This window comes from Thioalkalivibrio sp. ALJ12, from assembly GCF_000378305.1.
GTDB lineage: Bacteria > Pseudomonadota > Gammaproteobacteria > Ectothiorhodospirales > Ectothiorhodospiraceae > Thioalkalivibrio.
In genome coordinates this window covers 534,205-549,878 of record NZ_KB899539.1, presented here as the reverse complement: position 1 = coordinate 549,878, position 15,674 = coordinate 534,205, and the positions used below count along the sequence as shown (strand labels likewise).

General features: G+C 66.8%; 14 protein-coding genes. 4 read left to right on the top strand and 10 right to left on the bottom strand.

The features are described from left to right. Positions 1–55: 55 nt before the first annotated feature. Complete coding sequence (locus F467_RS0109880) at positions 56–805, bottom strand: bifunctional 2-polyprenyl-6-hydroxyphenol methylase/3-demethylubiquinol 3-O-methyltransferase UbiG (protein WP_018139314.1); 750 nt, start codon at positions 803–805, stop codon at positions 56–58. A gap of 143 nt (positions 806–948) precedes the next feature. Beyond that, the gene (locus tag F467_RS0109875; protein ID WP_018139315.1) at positions 949–2,259 is read right to left on the bottom strand and encodes a diguanylate cyclase; all 1,311 of its coding nucleotides are present in this window, start codon (positions 2,257–2,259) and stop codon (positions 949–951) included. Positions 2,260–2,475: 216 nt separating this feature from the next. Between F467_RS0109875 and F467_RS0109870 the strand changes: the two genes are divergently transcribed. Beyond that, complete coding sequence (locus F467_RS0109870; RefSeq protein WP_018139316.1) at positions 2,476–4,005, top strand: amidase family protein; 1,530 nt, start codon at positions 2,476–2,478, stop codon at positions 4,003–4,005. A 26-nt stretch (positions 4,006–4,031) separates the two neighbouring features. Here F467_RS0109870 and F467_RS0109865 read toward each other — a convergent pair whose 3' ends face one another. From F467_RS0109865 to F467_RS0109850, 4 genes are all read right to left on the bottom strand, one after another. After that, the gene (locus F467_RS0109865; RefSeq protein WP_018139317.1) at positions 4,032–5,039 is read right to left on the bottom strand and encodes an adenosine deaminase; all 1,008 of its coding nucleotides are present in this window, start codon (positions 5,037–5,039) and stop codon (positions 4,032–4,034) included. 75 nt (positions 5,040–5,114) lie between these two features. Then, on the bottom strand, positions 5,115–6,038 hold the full coding sequence (locus F467_RS0109860) for an isoaspartyl peptidase/L-asparaginase family protein (protein ID WP_018139318.1): 924 nt from the start codon (positions 6,036–6,038) through the stop codon (positions 5,115–5,117). After that, positions 6,038–7,405 carry a sialidase family protein gene (locus tag F467_RS0109855; protein ID WP_018139319.1) on the bottom strand — a complete coding sequence of 456 codons (1,368 nt, stop codon included), beginning with the start codon at positions 7,403–7,405 and terminating at the stop codon, positions 6,038–6,040. The genes F467_RS0109860 and F467_RS0109855 overlap by 1 nt, the downstream gene beginning before the upstream one ends. 81 nt (positions 7,406–7,486) lie before the next feature. Beyond that, positions 7,487–8,104 (bottom strand): rhomboid family intramembrane serine protease, encoded by a 618-nt coding sequence (locus tag F467_RS0109850; protein WP_018139320.1) that lies wholly within the window; start codon positions 8,102–8,104, stop codon positions 7,487–7,489. 141 nt (positions 8,105–8,245) lie between these two features. Here F467_RS0109850 and F467_RS0109845 point away from each other — a divergent pair, with 141 nt between their 5' ends. The 3 genes from F467_RS0109845 (at position 8,246) to F467_RS0109835 (ending at position 12,387) form a co-directional block, all read left to right on the top strand. After that, the gene (locus tag F467_RS0109845; RefSeq protein WP_018139321.1) at positions 8,246–8,776 is read left to right on the top strand and encodes an Hsp20/alpha crystallin family protein; all 531 of its coding nucleotides are present in this window, start codon (positions 8,246–8,248) and stop codon (positions 8,774–8,776) included. An 86-nt stretch (positions 8,777–8,862) separates the two neighbouring features. Further along, on the top strand, positions 8,863–9,888 hold the full coding sequence (locus tag F467_RS0109840) for a DUF2235 domain-containing protein (RefSeq protein WP_018875314.1): 1,026 nt from the start codon (positions 8,863–8,865) through the stop codon (positions 9,886–9,888). Positions 9,889–10,014: 126 nt separating this feature from the next. Continuing rightward, positions 10,015–12,387: an HDOD domain-containing protein gene (locus tag F467_RS0109835; protein ID WP_018139323.1), complete on the top strand. Its 2,373-nt coding sequence runs from the start codon at positions 10,015–10,017 to the stop codon at positions 12,385–12,387. Positions 12,388–12,393: 6 nt separating this feature from the next. On the opposite strand, the gene F467_RS0109830 is transcribed toward F467_RS0109835, so the two are convergent. From F467_RS0109830 to F467_RS0109815, 4 genes are all read right to left on the bottom strand, one after another. After that, positions 12,394–12,762, bottom strand: a complete 369-nt coding sequence (locus F467_RS0109830; RefSeq protein WP_018139324.1) for a cytochrome b5-like heme/steroid binding domain-containing protein — start codon at positions 12,760–12,762, stop codon at positions 12,394–12,396. Between the two features lie 7 nt (positions 12,763–12,769). Beyond that, positions 12,770–14,062: a ferric reductase-like transmembrane domain-containing protein gene (locus F467_RS0109825; protein WP_018139325.1), complete on the bottom strand. Its 1,293-nt coding sequence runs from the start codon at positions 14,060–14,062 to the stop codon at positions 12,770–12,772. 67 nt (positions 14,063–14,129) lie between these two features. Next, on the bottom strand, positions 14,130–14,687 hold the full coding sequence (locus F467_RS0109820; protein WP_018875313.1) for a CPBP family intramembrane glutamic endopeptidase: 558 nt from the start codon (positions 14,685–14,687) through the stop codon (positions 14,130–14,132). 29 nt (positions 14,688–14,716) lie between these two features. Further along, the gene (locus F467_RS0109815) at positions 14,717–15,646 is read right to left on the bottom strand and encodes a histone deacetylase family protein (protein ID WP_018139327.1); all 930 of its coding nucleotides are present in this window, start codon (positions 15,644–15,646) and stop codon (positions 14,717–14,719) included. Positions 15,647–15,674: the final 28 nt, after the last annotated feature.

Genomic DNA, 15,674 nt, shown 5'->3' with positions numbered 1-15,674 from the left:
AATACCCGCGGGAGCGGGTTCCTTCAAGCAACCATGTTCCGGCCGCGAGTGCGCGTTAGGTCACTCGGCGGCAGACGAGAAAGACCTCGCCGACGTCTTCTGTGGGGATCATGCCCGGATAGAGCTGGAGCGTCTTCTGACGCTTCAGGGCCAGCGGCATGAAGTAGCGGTTGTAGTAATGCATGGCCGTATCGCGGTGATGCTGCAGGAACCACATGCCCAGACGGGTGAGGAGTGACGAGCGGGGCTTCATGCCGAAGACGCCGCTCTGATCGATGGTAAGACCATGGCGTTCCAGCAACGCGAACAGGCTGTTGGGCGTGTAGCGGCGGTAGTGACCCACGATTTCGTCGAAGCGGGTCCAGTACTCCGGATGGAGGGGCGTCGAGAGCAGGATGCGCGCCCCCGGGGCGGCGACACGCGTCAGTTCGCGCATGGCCTGCTCGTCATCCTCGACGTGCTCGATGATGTCGAGCGCAGAGATCAGGTCGAAGCGGCCGTCTTCGTAGGGCAGGTCGCTGATGACCGCAGATTCCGTGTGACCGCCTTCGGCGCGCAGCGTGCGCAGGGCGGGCTCGCTGATGTCGGCGAAGTGGGTACCGGCGATGGGCAGCCGCGGCCGCATGCCGGGCCCGACCTCAAGGCGCTCGCAGCCGTCGCGATTGAGTCGGCAGACCAGCGGCCAGGTATTGAACTGGTCGGGCGACACCAGTTGCGAGTCTTTCCACAAGTCATTGTAGAAACGGCGATTGGTGTCGAGCAGCCGATCGTGATCGGCGGTATGCGGGGAGGCAGGATCAGACAAGCAGATTTCCGGGGTGCGAATATGTGAAGAGTATAGGGATTCTGTGACGCTCCATGGCGGAGACCGGGGGGCGCATGTGGGAAGCTGTGAACGGCGTCCGGGTTTCGCCCACGCAAGGGAGCGCTTACCTGGGGCGATGTCGATCAGCCGAAATGTTGTTCCGTGGATTCCTGTGACCGCGTGGGGACCGACACCACGCAGTTCCGCCCTTGGGCCTTGGCGTTATAGACGGCCTCGTCGGCCGCGCGGAACAGGTCGTTGATTTCTACATCACTTCCGGGTTCCCGGCTGGTTACTCCGAAGGACGCGGTGAGCGGCAGGCCCGCCGGGCGCAGGTCCTGGATCCGCTGGCGCAGGTCCTCGGCACGGGTATGGGCATCGAACAGGTCGTTGCCTGGCATCAGGATCAGCAGTTCCTCGCCGCCGAAGCGGACAGGGACCTCGCCGGGCGCGGCCACGGCGCGCAGGAGTTCGCCAATGGCCGCGAGGACTTTGTCGCCGACCAAGTGACCGTGACGGTCATTGATGTCCTTGAAGTGGTCGAGATCCATCAGGATCAGGGCCAGCGGTTGTTCCCGGCTGCAGGGCTCATCGAAGAAACGGCTGGCGAACTCGGTTAGTGCATTGCGATTGCTCAGACCGGTCAGTGGATCAACCATTGCCATTTCGTAGTGCTTCTGACGCTGAAGGCGGACCTCTTCCATCAGGCGTTTGTTGTTCAGCAGGTTGCACAGGCGCGTCCGAAGTTCATCCCCTTGGAAAGGTTTGGTAATGAAGTCATTGACGCCAAGGCGAAATAGCTCCGCGCGTTGGTGCTGATCATCCAGGCCAGACATGGCGACGATCGGCATCTCGGTCATGTCCGGGCATTGCTGACGGATGCACCCCACAAGCCCCATCCCGCTCAGCTCGCCCTCAACCAGGATGTCGCTCAGGACCAGGTCGAACTGCGAGGGATCGAAGGCCGCGAGGGCGTCGGAGGCACTGGCGTAGTGCACGATATCGATGCCCATCGGCTCCAGGGCGCGGCGCAGGTAGCGTGCGGCGGTGGGGCTGTCCTCCACAAACAGAATCCGTCCGCTGTGGAGGTTCTCCAGCGGCTGCGCGTACCGTTCGGCCTGCTGGAACAGTTCCCCAATGTTGGTTCGGTCGTGGACATCGGTCGCGCCCGCGGCGAAGGCGCGTTCGCGAATGCGCATATCGGGGTTGGACGTAAGGAGGATCAGTGGCAGCCCGCGGCCGTGACGCTTCTTGCGCGCCGCGCGGCAGAATTCCAGGCCATCCATGTCGGGCAGGCTTAGCGAAACGCAGGCCAGCTCTGCGCGGAAGATGTCCAGGCGTGCGAGCCCCTCGGCGCCGGTGCCGGCCATGCTGGCTTCGTGTCCGGCGGTGCCCACCATGCGGCTCCAAAGGGCCCGGAACACGCGCGAGCGATCGACGACCAGGATCCTCATGATCCCGGATCCTGTGGGCGATCCTGCCGTGGCCCCCTGTGCCCGTGCATGTCCTTGCTCCCATTCCGTTCGGAAACCGCAGCGTCCGTGCTGCCGCTCCGTATAGTGCGCGTTGCCAGCGTTTGCAACAACTGCGGTACTTCGGCTGTGTTGCCGGGGCATGAATGGAGCGTGGGTCGCCTGACTGCATAAGCCAACCCACGGTACAGTTCCGTCATGAAAGGAGACGACGCTGGCAAGGCACCGGGAGCGCGCGATTATCGCCAATGGGATGCCTGCGCCTGTGCGGCAGCCGTGCGTGACGGGGAGGTCGCGCCCGGGTCTCTGCTGCGGTGCGCGCTGGAGCGCCTGGATGCGGTGAACCCCGTGCTCAATGCGGTTTGCATCGATGCCCGATCGCGTGCCAAGGCGCGAATCGACGAGGGCGTTAAGGGACCATTCGCCGGGGTCCCGTACCTGGTCAAGGACCTCCTGCAGGACGTCCAGGGGCTTCCCTCGACCCTGGGCAGTCGGTCCTGCCGTCAGGTGATTGCGCCGGCCAGTGCTGACACCGTCCACCGAGCCGAAGATGCAGGGTTGGTGATTCTGGGCAAGACCGCGACCCCGGAATTCGGGCTCAAGGGGGTTACGGAGTCCGCGCTCTGGGGGCCGACGCGAAACCCGTGGGATATCGATCGCTCGCCCGGTGGTTCCAGCGGCGGGGCGGCGGCAGCCGTGGCGGCCGGGATCGTGCCCATGGCCGGTGCCAACGACGGGGCTGGATCGATTCGCATCCCCGCCTCGTACTGCGGCCTGTTCGGACTGAAGCCTTCGCGCGGTCGGGTGCCGGTGACGCCGCTGGCGGGCGAGGCCTGGGAAGGCGCGGTGAGCGAGGGGGTGCTTTCGCGCAGTGTGCGTGACAGTGCCCGGATGCTCGATGTCCTGTCCTCGGGGCAGAGCGCTTCCGCGCCCTTTCGGGTGGAGCCACCTTCGGCAAGCTTCGAGGAACTCGCCCGACGCGAGCCGGGACGCCTGCGGATCGGCTGGAACGTCGATTCGCCCGTTGGCGGAAGAGTCGATCGCGATTGTGTGGAGGCGGTGGAGCGGGCCGGCGCTTTGCTGGAATCGCAGGGCCACGTCGTCGAGCGGGTAACGGACTGGCCAGTGGATGGCCGGCATGTGGCGCGGTCGGTACTGGCGTTGTTGTACGGACAGGTGGCGGCGTTTGTGGCGCGGGCGCGCGAACGGGGTGCGCGCTGGGACGACTTCGAGCTGGATACGCGTACGCTGGCGCGGCTGGGGCGGGCGTTGACCGCGGGGGAATACGCCCGCGCCCGGCAGGGCTGGAATCGCGTGAGTCTGGCGCTGGCGACGCTGTTCGAGCGCTATGACGTCCTGCTGCTGCCGACCGTGGCGATGCCGCCCCCGCGGATCGGCGAGCTGGAGCCAGCCCCCCTGGTCCGCGCCCTGCAACGGCTTGCCCTGTACCTGCCTGTGGGCCGCTGGATGCTGAACAGCCGCTTTCTGGAGCGGATGACGTTCGAGAACCTGGAGCGCACCCCGTTTACCCTGGCCGCCAACCTGGCCGGAATCCCCGCGATGTCGGTGCCGCTGCACTGGGATCGGGATGGACTCCCCGTGGGTGTGCAGTTCATGGCGCCCTGGGGCGAAGAGGGACGGCTGCTCTCACTGGCGACCCAGCTGGAGGCCGCGCAGCCCTGGTTTGACCGGGTGCCGCCACCCCTGCCGGGCACAGGGCAGGGCTGAAGCATCGTCCCTGCGTCCGATTCGGGTCAGGCGACGCTGCGGCGCCAGTTCGTGATTTCGTCGTGCAGATGCTGGCGGGCTGGATCGTCCAGGAAGGCGGCTTCGACCGCGTTGCGGGCGAGTTGCTCCAGGTCGTCGAGCGACAGGCTTAGCGCTTCGGTCGTTGCGCGGAAGTTTTCGCCGATGTAGCCGCCGAAGTAGGCGGGGTCGTCGGAGTTGATGGTGACCCGCAGCCCGGCAGCGAGCAGGCGCTTGAGGTTGTGGTCCTCGAGCTGGTCGAACACGCAGAGCTTGATGTTCGACAGCGGGCAGACGGTCAGCGGGATCTGTTCCTTCGCAAGCCGTTGCAGTAGGGCGGGGTCCTGTTCGGCCTGCACGCCATGGTCGATGCGATCGACTTGCAGCAGGTCCAGGGCCTGGTGGATGTATTCGGGCGGGCCCTCCTCGCCGGCGTGGGCGACGACATGGAAGCCGGCCTCGCGCACGCGATCGAAGACGGCCCGGAATTTCTCCGGCGGGTTGCCCTGTTCGGCCGAGTCCAGGCCGAACGCCGCAATGCGGTCGCGGTAGGGCAGGGCCGCCTCGAAGGTCTCCATCGCGGCCTCGGCGCTCAGGTGGCGCAGAAAGCACAGGATCAGGCGACTGGAGATGCCCAGCTCGCGTTCGCCGTCGCCCAGGGCGCGGGTGAGGCCGTCGATCACCGTCGCGAACGCCACGCCGCGTTCGGTATGCGTCTGGGGGTCGAAGAAGATCTCGGTGTGGCGTACGTGATCCTGCTGGCAGCGCTGGAGATAGGCCCACGTCAGGTCGTAGAAGTCCTGCTCGGTCAGCAGGACGCAGGCCCCCGCGTAATAGATGTCCAGAAACGACTGCAGATCCTGGAACTGGTAGGCCGCGCGCACCTCGTCGATCGAGGCATAGGGCAGTTCCACGTTGTTGCGCTCGGCCAGCCGGAACAGGAGTTCCGGTTCCAGGGCGCCCTCGATGTGCAGGTGCAGCTCTACCTTGGGGAGGCGGGCGATGGCGTCTTGCATGGTGGCGGCCTGTGGTTTCGTGCGTGGGCGAGGAATGGTAACGGCTTGTTCTGGATCGCGCTTGATGGGCCGCGATTACGGGTCGATACGCGTCTCGCTGGCGCCGCCGTGCTCGATCCAGCCACGGATCATGCGTGGGGTGGTCGTGCCGGCCGCACAGCGCCCCTCGCGGTCGATCACGATCGCCCCGCCGTAGCCGTCCAGTCGCTCGCGCAGCCGTCGCAGGCTCGCGGTGAGGGCCTCGGCGGCACCGAGGCCCAGCAGCTCGATATGGTCGGCCAGGTCTTTGGCGAAGACACTGCGTAGAAAATGCTCGCCGAGGCCGGTCGCCGAGATGGCGGCGGTGTGATCGTCGGCGTAGACGCCCGCACCTGCGATGGGCGAGTCCCCGACGCGGCCGGGGCGTTGGCCATTCATGCCGCCTGTGGAGGTTGCCGCGGCCAGGTGGCCGTGCTGATCGCGGGCGACCGCGCCGATGGTCCCCGGGGCGGGCTCGTCATGGTCCAGCGTGACTGTGCCGCGTCGCAGTGTTCGTTCCAGTTGCTCCCGCCGTTGCGCCGTGATCAGTCGGCTTTCGTCGATCAGGGGCAGCCCGGCCTGCCGAGCAAAGCTTGCGGCACCCTCCGCAACCAGCAGCACATGCGCGCCGTCCTCCAGGATTGCGCGGGCCAGGCGGATGGGATTGGCGATCCCGCGAACGGCGCCCGCAGCCCCCACACCGAGGGTTTCACCTTCCATGATCGCGGCGTCCAGCTCGACCGTGCCCTCGCGGGTCAGCGCGGCTCCGATGCCGGCGTTGAATAGCGGGTCGTCCTCAAGCAGTGCCGCGCAGTATTCAACAGTATCGAGTGCCCGCTCGCCGCGGGCCAGGCGCTCGCGGCCGGCCTCCAGTACCCGCAGCATCGCGGCGTGGTGCTGCTCGGCAACCAGCGGGTCCTGCGCCTCGCGGATGCGCCCGGCACCGCCGTGGATCATCAGCGAGAAGGATTTCGAGGCCATCAGCGGTCCTGCACCTGGCCACGGATGAACAGGATGTCGCTGTGGCTGCCCGGGACAAAGCGGCTCTGGGCGATCGCGATCTCGCCCGCCGCGTTGACCGCCATCCGCCGTTTCAGCTGCCCCTGAAGCCCGCCGCTGTAGGGCCGGTCGACGGTGCCCGGGACGGGCTCGACGGGCGCGAACGCCAGGGTGTCCAGCGTGGCGTGGGTAAACGCCAGACCGTACGGGCGATCGGTCGGGTGTTGATAGCGCTGCCAGACGAGATAGAGCCGGTCGGCGGAGCGCGCCAGCGTGGGGAAGCCGCCCGGCCAGTCACCCGCGTCGAGCTCATTCGCCGGGCCGAACTCCAGGGTGTCGGCATCGGCCTGGGTGATGTGCAGTCTGCGGTGGTAGGGCTGGCGGTAGTCCTCCAGGTCGTTCGCAGGGATGGCCCCGAACGCCAGATGCACGGTACCTCCGTCATCCACTACTAGCGAAGGGGCGTCGGCATGACCTGGCGTTTCAACCGCCGTCGCAGGTGCGGCAAAGCCTTCGCCCAGTTCATCCGAGGTCGCGATGCGGATGTCGGCATACGGGCTGTCACCCTCCGACCAGGCGAGCAGGATCCGTCCCGAGGGGGCCTGAGCCAGACTCGGTGCGCGGGCCGGTTTGTAGGCCCCTTCGTTGATCGTCTCGGGTTCCGCGAAGCTCTCGCCATTGTCGGACGAGTAGGTGACGCGCAGCGGACCCTGGTACTCGGTCCAGGCCGCGACGACCTGACCCTCGGCGGCCAGCAGCAGGTCCAGGCTGCCATTGTCCCAGCGATGGGCGGTGATGCGTCCCTTGCCGGCACCGTCCCGCGAGTTGGACAGATTCTGATGATCCTCGAAGGAGCGTCCCCCGTCCCGGGAGCGGGCATAGAGGATCTCCCCGCCGTGGTCGCCCCCGGTAAACAGGATCTCCTGCCAGAGCAGGTGAACGGTGAATGCGTCCTCGTCATCCGGTGTCGGCTCGATCGCGACGCGCGGCAGCCAGGAGAAGGTGTCCGGTTCCCCGCCGATACGGGTGGGCTCATCCAGGACGGCCTGGCCGTCGCGGTCGTAGCGTTGCAGCAAGATCGCCTGTTCTACCTGGTCAACCCAGACGACCACCACCTCGCCATGATCGTTGATCGCCACCGAGGCATCGTCCACATAGCGAAACTCGGAGGCATTCATGCGCCAGGGGCCTCGGTAGGCCTCGCCGCGGGCGACTTCGCCGGGATCCTGCCAGACAATCCGGTTCTGGGCTTCGTGGTCCGCCAGTGGCGGTGTGGGCGCAATAGCGAAAGCTAGGCCGGCCACGAGGCCAATGGCCGGCCGGGCGTGTGCGTGTGCGGTACGAGCCATGCGACCTCCTGGGATGAAATCCGGGCCGGTTACGTGCGGCTGCGCTTTATGGGACCACCGGGTGCCGGGAAGGATTCACGTCTATCCCCCAAGGGGAGACAACAGTTCCTGGACGAAACGGCCGAACAGCGCTGGTTCCAGCAGGAGCATGAAGCTTACGCCCCAGGCACCGCCCCACAGGTGGGCGCTGTGGTTCACATTGTCGCGCGCCTGGCGCTGCGCCCAGAAGGAATAGGCCACATAAGCCGCCGCAAAAACGATCGCCGGCATCGGGATGAAGAACACGAACAGCATCGACCAGGGCTGCAGCAGGATATAGGCGAACAGAACGGCCGAGACCGCTCCCGAGGCGCCCAGGCTGCGGTAGAAGCGGTTGTCCCGATGGCGCAGGTGGGTGGGCAGGATCGCCAGCACGATGCCGGCCAGATAGAACGCCACAAAGCCCAGTACGCCGATCTCCGGGACCAGCACGCGCTCCATGGCCATCCCGAAGAAGAACAGCGTGATCATGTTGAACGCGAGATGGGTGCCGTCCGCGTGAATGAACCCGTGGGTGATCAGCCGCCAGTATTCCCCGCGGGCCACCGCCGGTGGCCAGTAGATCATCCGTTCCATCACGCGCGGTCGCTGCCAGGCCCAGACGGAGGTCGCCACGGTACCCGCGATGATGAACAGCGTGATGTAAAAGTCCTGTTCCATTGATGATCGGCCACGGTCGGGGGGCCGATTTTTCTGATGGGTTCGGCCCTGGATATTGAAAAGTTCGCTCGACTTCCTACGTATCGGGGTAGGAGCCCTGAATGCAAGTGCGTACGACACACGATACGAGGAGGTGACCGCATGGACCTGCAAAAGCTCAAGCCGTGGAACTGGTTCAAGCGCGAGGAACAGGAACAGCCCGAGGTCCTGCCCGCGCGGCGCGACGAAGCCACGGGCGACCCGCTGCTGCGGATGCACCAGGAGATGGACCGGATGTTCGAGCAGTTCTTCGGTCGTGCCCGGGGCGGTGCCCTCGCGGGGCGTACCGGCCCACTGTGGCTGAAGCCCAGCGTGGACATCGCCGAGGGACGCAAGGCCTACCGGATCTCGGTGGAGGTGCCCGGGATCGCGGAGGAGGAGATCGACCTCTCGATCGATGGCGACGACCTGATCGTCTCGGGCGAAAAGCGCCAGGAACACGAAGAGGACGAGGAAGGCTACCACCGGATCGAGCGCAGTTACGGGCGGTTTCGCCGGGTCTTGAGCCTGCCCGGCGACGCCGACACGGACGGCATATCCGCCCGCTTCAAGAACGGGGTGCTGGATGTCCATGTCCCCCGTCGCAAGGATGGCGAGCGCCCCGGGGTGCGGCGAATCGAGATTGGACGTTAGCGTTGCATGGGGGAACCGGTCGGGACATGCGCATCGGCCCTGTGCAGTCTAGGCTGAAGGACAGGTAAGCGGCAGGGAGGCTGATGATGACGCGCCGTATCGTGATCTGCGCGGACGGGACCTGGAACCGTCCGGAGGAGGACGTCGAGTCCGACGTCCCGACGAACGTATTGCGCCTGGCTCGGGCGGTGGCGCCGGTCGACGCCGCTGGCGACACCCAGCAGGTGTTCTATGACTGGGGCGTGGGGTCATACCACGCCCGGGTCAGTGGCGGGGTGACCGGGCGGGGCATCCACAAGAACATCACCGATGCCTATCGCTACATCGTGCAGAACTACGCCTCCGGCACGGAGCTCTTCCTGTTCGGGTTCAGCCGGGGTGCGTACACCGTGCGCAGCCTGTGCGGCCTGATCAACAACTGCGGGATCCTCCGGCGCCCGGACGCACGCCTGATCGAGGAGGCCTTTCGCCTGTACAAGCGGCTGGGGGCGGCGTACAAACCCGAGGGCAAGCACTCGCGCGCCTTTCGCGAGGGCCACAGCCATCCCTCGCGGACGATCCGTTTCGTGGGTGTCTGGGATACCGTCGGGGCACTGGGCATCCCGTTTTCGGTGCTCGGGCTGTTCGACCGCACCGATGAATTCTACGACACCAAGCTGGGCCCGAATGTCCGGATCGCCCGGCATGCACTGGCCATCGACGAGCGCCGCGCGGACTTCGAACCCACCCTGTGGGCACCCCGCGAAGGGCTGGATCTGGACCAGCAGTGGTTCGCGGGCGTGCACGCGGATATCGGGGGTGGCTATCCACCCGACGCCCAGGGGCTGCAGGTCGCCGACATACCCCTGGACTGGATGCTGGAGCAGGCATCCGCCGCAGGGCTGGAGTTCGAGCCACACCTCCCGGCCAGCCTGCGCCCCGACGCTCGGGCCGCGATCCACCAGTCCCGGCGCCACATCTATCGCCTGCGCCGCACACTGGTCCGGGATCTCGAGCCGGCGGAGCTGCCGACCCGGCTGCACCCCTCGGTCGAAGAACGCTACCGGCAGTCGCGCGACTACCGGCCTCCAAACCTCAAGGCCTATCTCGACAAGCGATCCCGCGACCTGTGACCTCACTGGCCCCGGCTCGTGTCATCATGAATGTACCGGCACGGGGGCGTTTGGAGGTATAACCGCCGCTTTGGCGGGGGTACGGGGCTCGGGGCGAGAGAGTGGCAACGACTTTGGGGAGGGGGCATGGCGAGGTCGCGTGACGCGAGCCAGGAACGCTGGATCGATCGGTTTCGTGTGCTGGAGACACTGGGGGAGAGTGCGCGCGACGGCCTGTATGTCGCGCATGACGGCGTGCTGGACCGACGCGTGATGGTGCGTACGCTGACGCAACAGGCCCTGGGCGATGCCGAGGCGCGTGATGAACTGATGCGTTCCGCCCGCGCGGTGAGCCGCTTCCGGCACCCCCACAGCGCGGCGATCTTCGAAGCGGGGCCCTGGGACGAGGGCCTCTACCTTGTATGCGAGTACATCGAGGGCGAAACGCTGGATGCCCTGCTCGCCAGGGGACGGCTGCCGCTGGACCGCGCCCTGGCGCTGATGCGCGAGATTGTCGATGCCCTGGCGGCGGCGCACGAGCAGGGGATTGTTCATGGGTCGCTGCAGCCCGCGAACATCACGGTGGGCGCGGATGGTCATGCGCGAGTCACCGGTCTGGGGCTCGCGTTGCCCCAGGGTAGCGAACAGGCCGCGGGGCATCAGACACAGACGCGCCATTACCTGGCCCCGGAGCAGCTGCGCGGCGGCACGCCTGCACTGGCAGGGGACGTGTTCTCGCTGGGGGCGCTGTTCTACGAACTCATGGCGGGGCGTCGGGCCTTTCCCGGGGACACCGACCAGGGTGTTCTGGATACGATGGAAACCGGCGTCTTCGAACCGCCGTCGAAGCACACGGGCGAGGGCGACGAACGCCTGGATGCCATCGCCCTGAGGGCACTGCGGCCCGATCCGCACGAGCGTTACGCAACGGCCCAGGCGCTGCGCGAGGCGTTTCTCGCCGTGACCGAGGGCCGCGAGTCCGACGCGGGAGATCCGGGCGACTTCATCCTTCGAAGGATCCGGCGCAAGCCGGATTTCCCGGGGGTCTCGGCCCACATCCGCGAGATTACCCAGTGCTCGGGCGACAGCCAGCAGCGCTCGGTCGCCGAACTGTCGAATGCCGTGCTGAAGGACTACGCGACGACCCAGAAGCTTCTGCGGCTGGCCAATTCCCCTTTCTACAGCAACTTCGGAGGCAACATCCGCACGGTGTCCCGTGCGGTCGTCCTGCTGGGATTCGAGCAGGTGCGCACGGCGGCGCTAGGCCTCGTCCTGCTGGAAAACCTCAAGGGCGGGAGCCAGTCCGCTCGCCTGATGCAGGCGATGGTGCAGACGCTGTTCAGCGCGATGCTGGCGCGCACGCTGGCCCGGCAGCTCGGCGGAGTCGAAAGCGAACAGGCGTTCGTCTGCGCGTTGTTCCACGACATCGGGCGGATGTTGGCGCTCTACTACCTCCCCGAGGAGGCCGACGAGATTCAGATCCGGCAGACGCAGGGCGTTTCCGAGGGCAGTGCGGCGCGCCAGGTGCTTGGGCTCTCGTACGAGGCACTGGCGCGTGCCGTGCTGGAGGACTGGAACTTCCCGCGCGAGATCGTGCAGGCGGTCGAACGGGCGCCCGAGGGCACGTTGCCGGCGGTACGCGACCCGGACCAGCGTCTGCACCGGATCGTGACCCTGGCCAGCGAGATGGCGGGCCGGATTATCCACCAGGACCCGGCGGAGCAGGATCTCGCCCTGGCCGAACTGCGGCGCCGCTACAAGGCGTCGCTGGACGTCGAAGCTACGGGTATGCGCCGGGCCATTCAGGACGGGCGCGAGCATCTCGAGCAGTTTCTGAGCGTGGTCAAGCTGCCGCGCGAGGGGCAGGAACATCTGCGGCAACTGCGACGGAATCTGGGGGTTGGCGAGACCGCGCAGGGTGGCGATGTTCCGGACGAGGAGGCCCTGCTGGATGCCAATGGTGGCCTGGCGGCCGACGGCCCGGGCTCCCGGGCGGCGTCACCGGCCGAGCAGGCGGCGGCGCTGATGGAGTCGCTGACGGACATGCTCGATGCGATGGTCGAGGGATTCGAGCTGAACCCGCTGGTGCAGGCCGCGCTGGAAAACATCTACCAGGTGCTGGGGTTGCGCCGCGCGATGCTGATGCTGGCGGATCGGGAACGCCGCACGCTGGTGGCCCATACCGCGTTCGGGCATGAGGCGGAATCCCTGTCCGGGCGCTTGCGCTTGTCTCTGTCCGGCTCCGGCAATGTCCTCTCGCTGGCCATGACACAGCGCAAGGATATGGTGATCAGCGACAGTTCGGACCCGGCGATCAGCCGCTACATTCCGGGGGAGGTCCGTGATGTGCTGGATGCGCGTAGTTTTCTCTTGCTGCCCCTGGGAGTTCGTGAGCGCTGTGTGGGGCTGCTGTACCTGGAGTTGGCGCCGGGCAGTACGGAACTGGACCCGCTGGTGCTGCGCGCTCTGAAATCGGTTCGGAATCAGCTGGCCCTGGCGATCTGCGAGGCGCGTTCCTGACGCGATTCAAGGCGACCCCTCCCCGGCGAGTACGCCGATGCGGTAGTCGGGGAGCATGTCGTGGGCACGGCGGCTGTGGGGGCGGCCGGTACCCTTCGTATCCCATCCGTGCGAGGCATCCGTTCCGCAGTCGTCCTCGATCGGCGTCGGATGGCGCGGCAGGTACTCAGTGAAGTCATAGACCACGCCATGGATCGCCATCCAGCAGTCGTCTTCGCTGGCGTGGCGGGCCAGTTCCTCGTGCGTGATGCCCTCGTCACCCTCCACAACCGGTGGGGTGGTGTCCGGGCCCAGCAGGTGCACGGCCAGGAGGGTCAGCAGGCTCGCGATGAACGCGACTAGGAGCGTGTAGAGAGTCTGGCCGGTTCGTGTCATGGCGTTCTCACAGCAGATGGAAGGCCTCGGAGTGGATGCGCGCGTTCGGCACGCCTTCGGCATGCAGGAGTCCGCGGACGTAACGATCGACAACCCCCGGACCACAGATCCAGAACTCGGCGGATGCGAAATCCGCACAGTGCTGCCGCAGGAAATCGGCGCTGAGCAGGCCGTCCCGTTCGCGCAGGTGCAATGTCAGGTCCAGATCCTCGATCGTGTTGGCGAGACGCTCGAGTTCGTCATGGTAGGCCGCTGCTTCCCGGCGATCGGCCAGTTGGAACAGGTGCACGGGAGGGTTGGCCGAACGTCCTTCGTGCGCCAGCGCGCGTACCGCAGACACAAAGGGGGTAATGCCGACTCCCGCGCCCAGCCAGACGGCCGGCCGCTTGCGGTCATGCCCCTGCAGGAAGGTGCCGTACGGGCCCTCGACCTGGACCGGGCTACCCTTGGCGACCGTCTGCAACGCGCGCGATCCATCGCCCAGGCCCTTGATTCCAATCCTCAGGTATTCCTCCCCGGGTGCGGAGGCGATGGTAAAGGGGTGTTCTTCGCCCTGGCCGTTGGCCAGTCCCGGGTCGAGCGGCGTCAGATAAACAAACTGGGCCGGTTGATGCGCCAGCGGCTCTCCTTCGGGACGCAGACGCAGCTCGACCATGGTCGGGGTCAGCCGCTCGACTCCGTCGACCCGGTAGTCATGCCGTCCGATGCGGGGCGAGAGCAGCTTGCGCCACAGGTAGGCGGCCAGAGCCAGGATCCCGAGCAGCCACCAGGGCCAGGTCGCCTGCGCCAGCGGCCAGGCATGGACAACCCCCAGCAGAAGCGCGAGGCCGGACAGCACATGCAGGCGTTTCCAGCGGGCGTACCCGGGCTCGCCAAAGAACTTGAAGGTCGGGGCCAGCACGATGACTAGCACGACCAGTGCGCCCCATCCGGCCAGGATGGGCCAGTGATCGGGGCCCGGGAACAGGCGGTGAACGGCGGATGCCACCGAGTGTCCCAGCCCCCCGGCGGCGGCGAACCAGACGTGCACGATCGCGAGGAGCAGGGCGGCGGCGCCCAGGGCGTGGTGGCGTCTCCAGAGGTCGATCAGCCCGCCGAACGGGCGGTCGCTGTGCGGTAGCCGGATGCTCAGGATGCCGGCCAGCAGCATGCAGGTGAGGGCGAGTACCCCGGAGACCTGCGTCAGCCAGCGGATGACCTCGTCGCGCTCCCAGATGATGGGCGCCAGGTGGCCACCGGCCCAGAGCGGGACGAGCAGCGCCAGCAGTAACAGAAAATCGCCCCGGTGGAGTCGGTTCACGGCGGCGCCCCTGAAGGGTGACCATCCGTCGAGTATGGAAATGCCTCGTGCGCTTCGCAAGTGGGCGTCAGAGCTTGCGCCGGTACCAGTGGATCACGATCCAGTCGTACAGCGCGTGGGTGATGATGACCACCAGCAGGTTGCCCGTCAGGTAATAGACGAGCCCCAGATAAAGCCCGATGGCTGTCGCAAAGACGAAATAGAGCCGCGTGATCGCATGGGCGAGGCCGAAGACCACCCCGGCGATCAGGATCGCCAGGAACGCCGGCAGGTGGGTGTCGAGCCAGGTCTGCAGGACACCGCGAACCAGGAGCTCTTCGCCGAGTCCGGCCAGCAACGAAATCAGCAGGATGGCCCCTGGCCAGGCGCTTCCGAACAGTCGCGCGATGAAATCGCGCACCTGTCCGGAAAGGGTGTCGTAGGCGGACCCGCCGAAATGCGCGATGAGCCCCAGCATCGCCAGCATCGGCAGCACCGCGATCACGCCGATCAGCGCATGATTCGGATCCCAGTGCAGGTGCTCGCCCAGCGGAACCCCGGCGATTGCGGCCAGGAAGAATGCCAGGGGGATCAGGGCGGCCTGGAACATCAGGCCGACCAGGAGGGGGTGGCTGCGCAGGTTCATGGGCGCAGGGTAGCGCACCCATGGGGTGGTTACGTGTTTTCCGTCAGCGCATGCACATGGCTGCGTACGCTGCGCGCCAGCGCCGCGAGATCGTAGCCACCCTCCAGCACCGAGACCAGACGGCCGGTCGCGTGCCGCTCGGCAATCGCCATCAGCTGGCGCGTGACCCACTCGAAGTCGCTCTCGAGCAGATTGAGCCCGGCGAGCGGGTCGTCCCGGTGGCCATCGAACCCGGCTGATATCAGGATCAACTCCGGCCGGAATCGTTCCAGGGCGGGCAGCCAGTCGCGCTCGATCGCCGCGCGAAAGGCGGGGCCGTCTGTACCCGCCGCGAGTGGGGTATGGACCAGGTGTTCGCGCCGGGACAGCGGCCGGTCCGGATAGAACGGATGCTGGAAGCTGGAACAGAACAGCGCCCGGGGATCATCGCGAACGATGTCTTCGGTCCCGTTGCCGTGATGGACGTCGAAGTCCGCGATTGCGACACGGCTCAGGCCGTGTACGTCCAGGGCCCAGCGTGCCGCGATTGCCACGTTGTTGAACAGGCAAAAGCCCATTGCCCGGTCCCGCTCAGCGTGGTGTCCCGGGGGCCGAACTGCACAGAAGACATTACGGGCCTCGCCCTCGAGGACGCGGCGGGTACCCTCGATTGTGGCTCCCGCCGCATGGTGCGCGGCGCGAATGGAATGCTCGTTGATGTGCGTGTCGGGGTCCACGGCAACGCGAACGCCCGGGTCGGGTTGGGCCGCGTGGATCGCGTCTACATGGGTACGGGAGTGGGCGCGCAATAGGTCCTCGTCCGTGGCCGCCGGCGGGTCCTCGATGCGCTCCAGTCCATTGAGGTTTTGCAGCGCGGCATCGATCGCGGCCAGTCGCTGCGGGCATTCCGGGTGTCCGGGTCCGGCATCGTGGAGCCGGCAGGCGGGGTGGGTGATGTACAGGGTACGGGCCATCGCCATCGACCTCTGCGTAGTGGCCGCGGGGTAC

Excerpts from the sequence above, each read along its gene's own strand:
- F467_RS0109820 (WP_018875313.1), bottom strand. The coding sequence starts at position 14,687 with ATGAACCTGCGCAGCCACCCCCTCCTGGTCGGCCTGATGTTCCAGGCC.
- F467_RS0109855 (WP_018139319.1), bottom strand. The coding sequence starts at position 7,405 with ATGGCTCGTACCGCACACGCACACGCCCGGCCGGCCATTGGCCTCGTG.
- F467_RS0109840 (WP_018875314.1), top strand. The coding sequence starts at position 8,863 with ATGACGCGCCGTATCGTGATCTGCGCGGACGGGACCTGGAACCGTCCG.
- F467_RS0109865 (WP_018139317.1), bottom strand. The coding sequence starts at position 5,039 with ATGCAAGACGCCATCGCCCGCCTCCCCAAGGTAGAGCTGCACCTGCAC.
- F467_RS0109870 (WP_018139316.1), top strand. The coding sequence starts at position 2,476 with ATGAAAGGAGACGACGCTGGCAAGGCACCGGGAGCGCGCGATTATCGC.
- F467_RS0109860 (WP_018139318.1), bottom strand. The coding sequence starts at position 6,038 with ATGGCCTCGAAATCCTTCTCGCTGATGATCCACGGCGGTGCCGGGCGC.
- F467_RS0109835 (WP_018139323.1), top strand. The coding sequence starts at position 10,015 with ATGGCGAGGTCGCGTGACGCGAGCCAGGAACGCTGGATCGATCGGTTT.
- F467_RS0109875 (WP_018139315.1), bottom strand. The coding sequence starts at position 2,259 with ATGAGGATCCTGGTCGTCGATCGCTCGCGCGTGTTCCGGGCCCTTTGG.
- F467_RS0109850 (WP_018139320.1), bottom strand. The coding sequence starts at position 8,104 with ATGGAACAGGACTTTTACATCACGCTGTTCATCATCGCGGGTACCGTG.
- F467_RS0109845 (WP_018139321.1), top strand. The coding sequence starts at position 8,246 with ATGGACCTGCAAAAGCTCAAGCCGTGGAACTGGTTCAAGCGCGAGGAA.
- F467_RS0109815 (WP_018139327.1), bottom strand. The coding sequence starts at position 15,646 with ATGGCGATGGCCCGTACCCTGTACATCACCCACCCCGCCTGCCGGCTC.
- F467_RS0109830 (WP_018139324.1), bottom strand. The coding sequence starts at position 12,762 with ATGACACGAACCGGCCAGACTCTCTACACGCTCCTAGTCGCGTTCATC.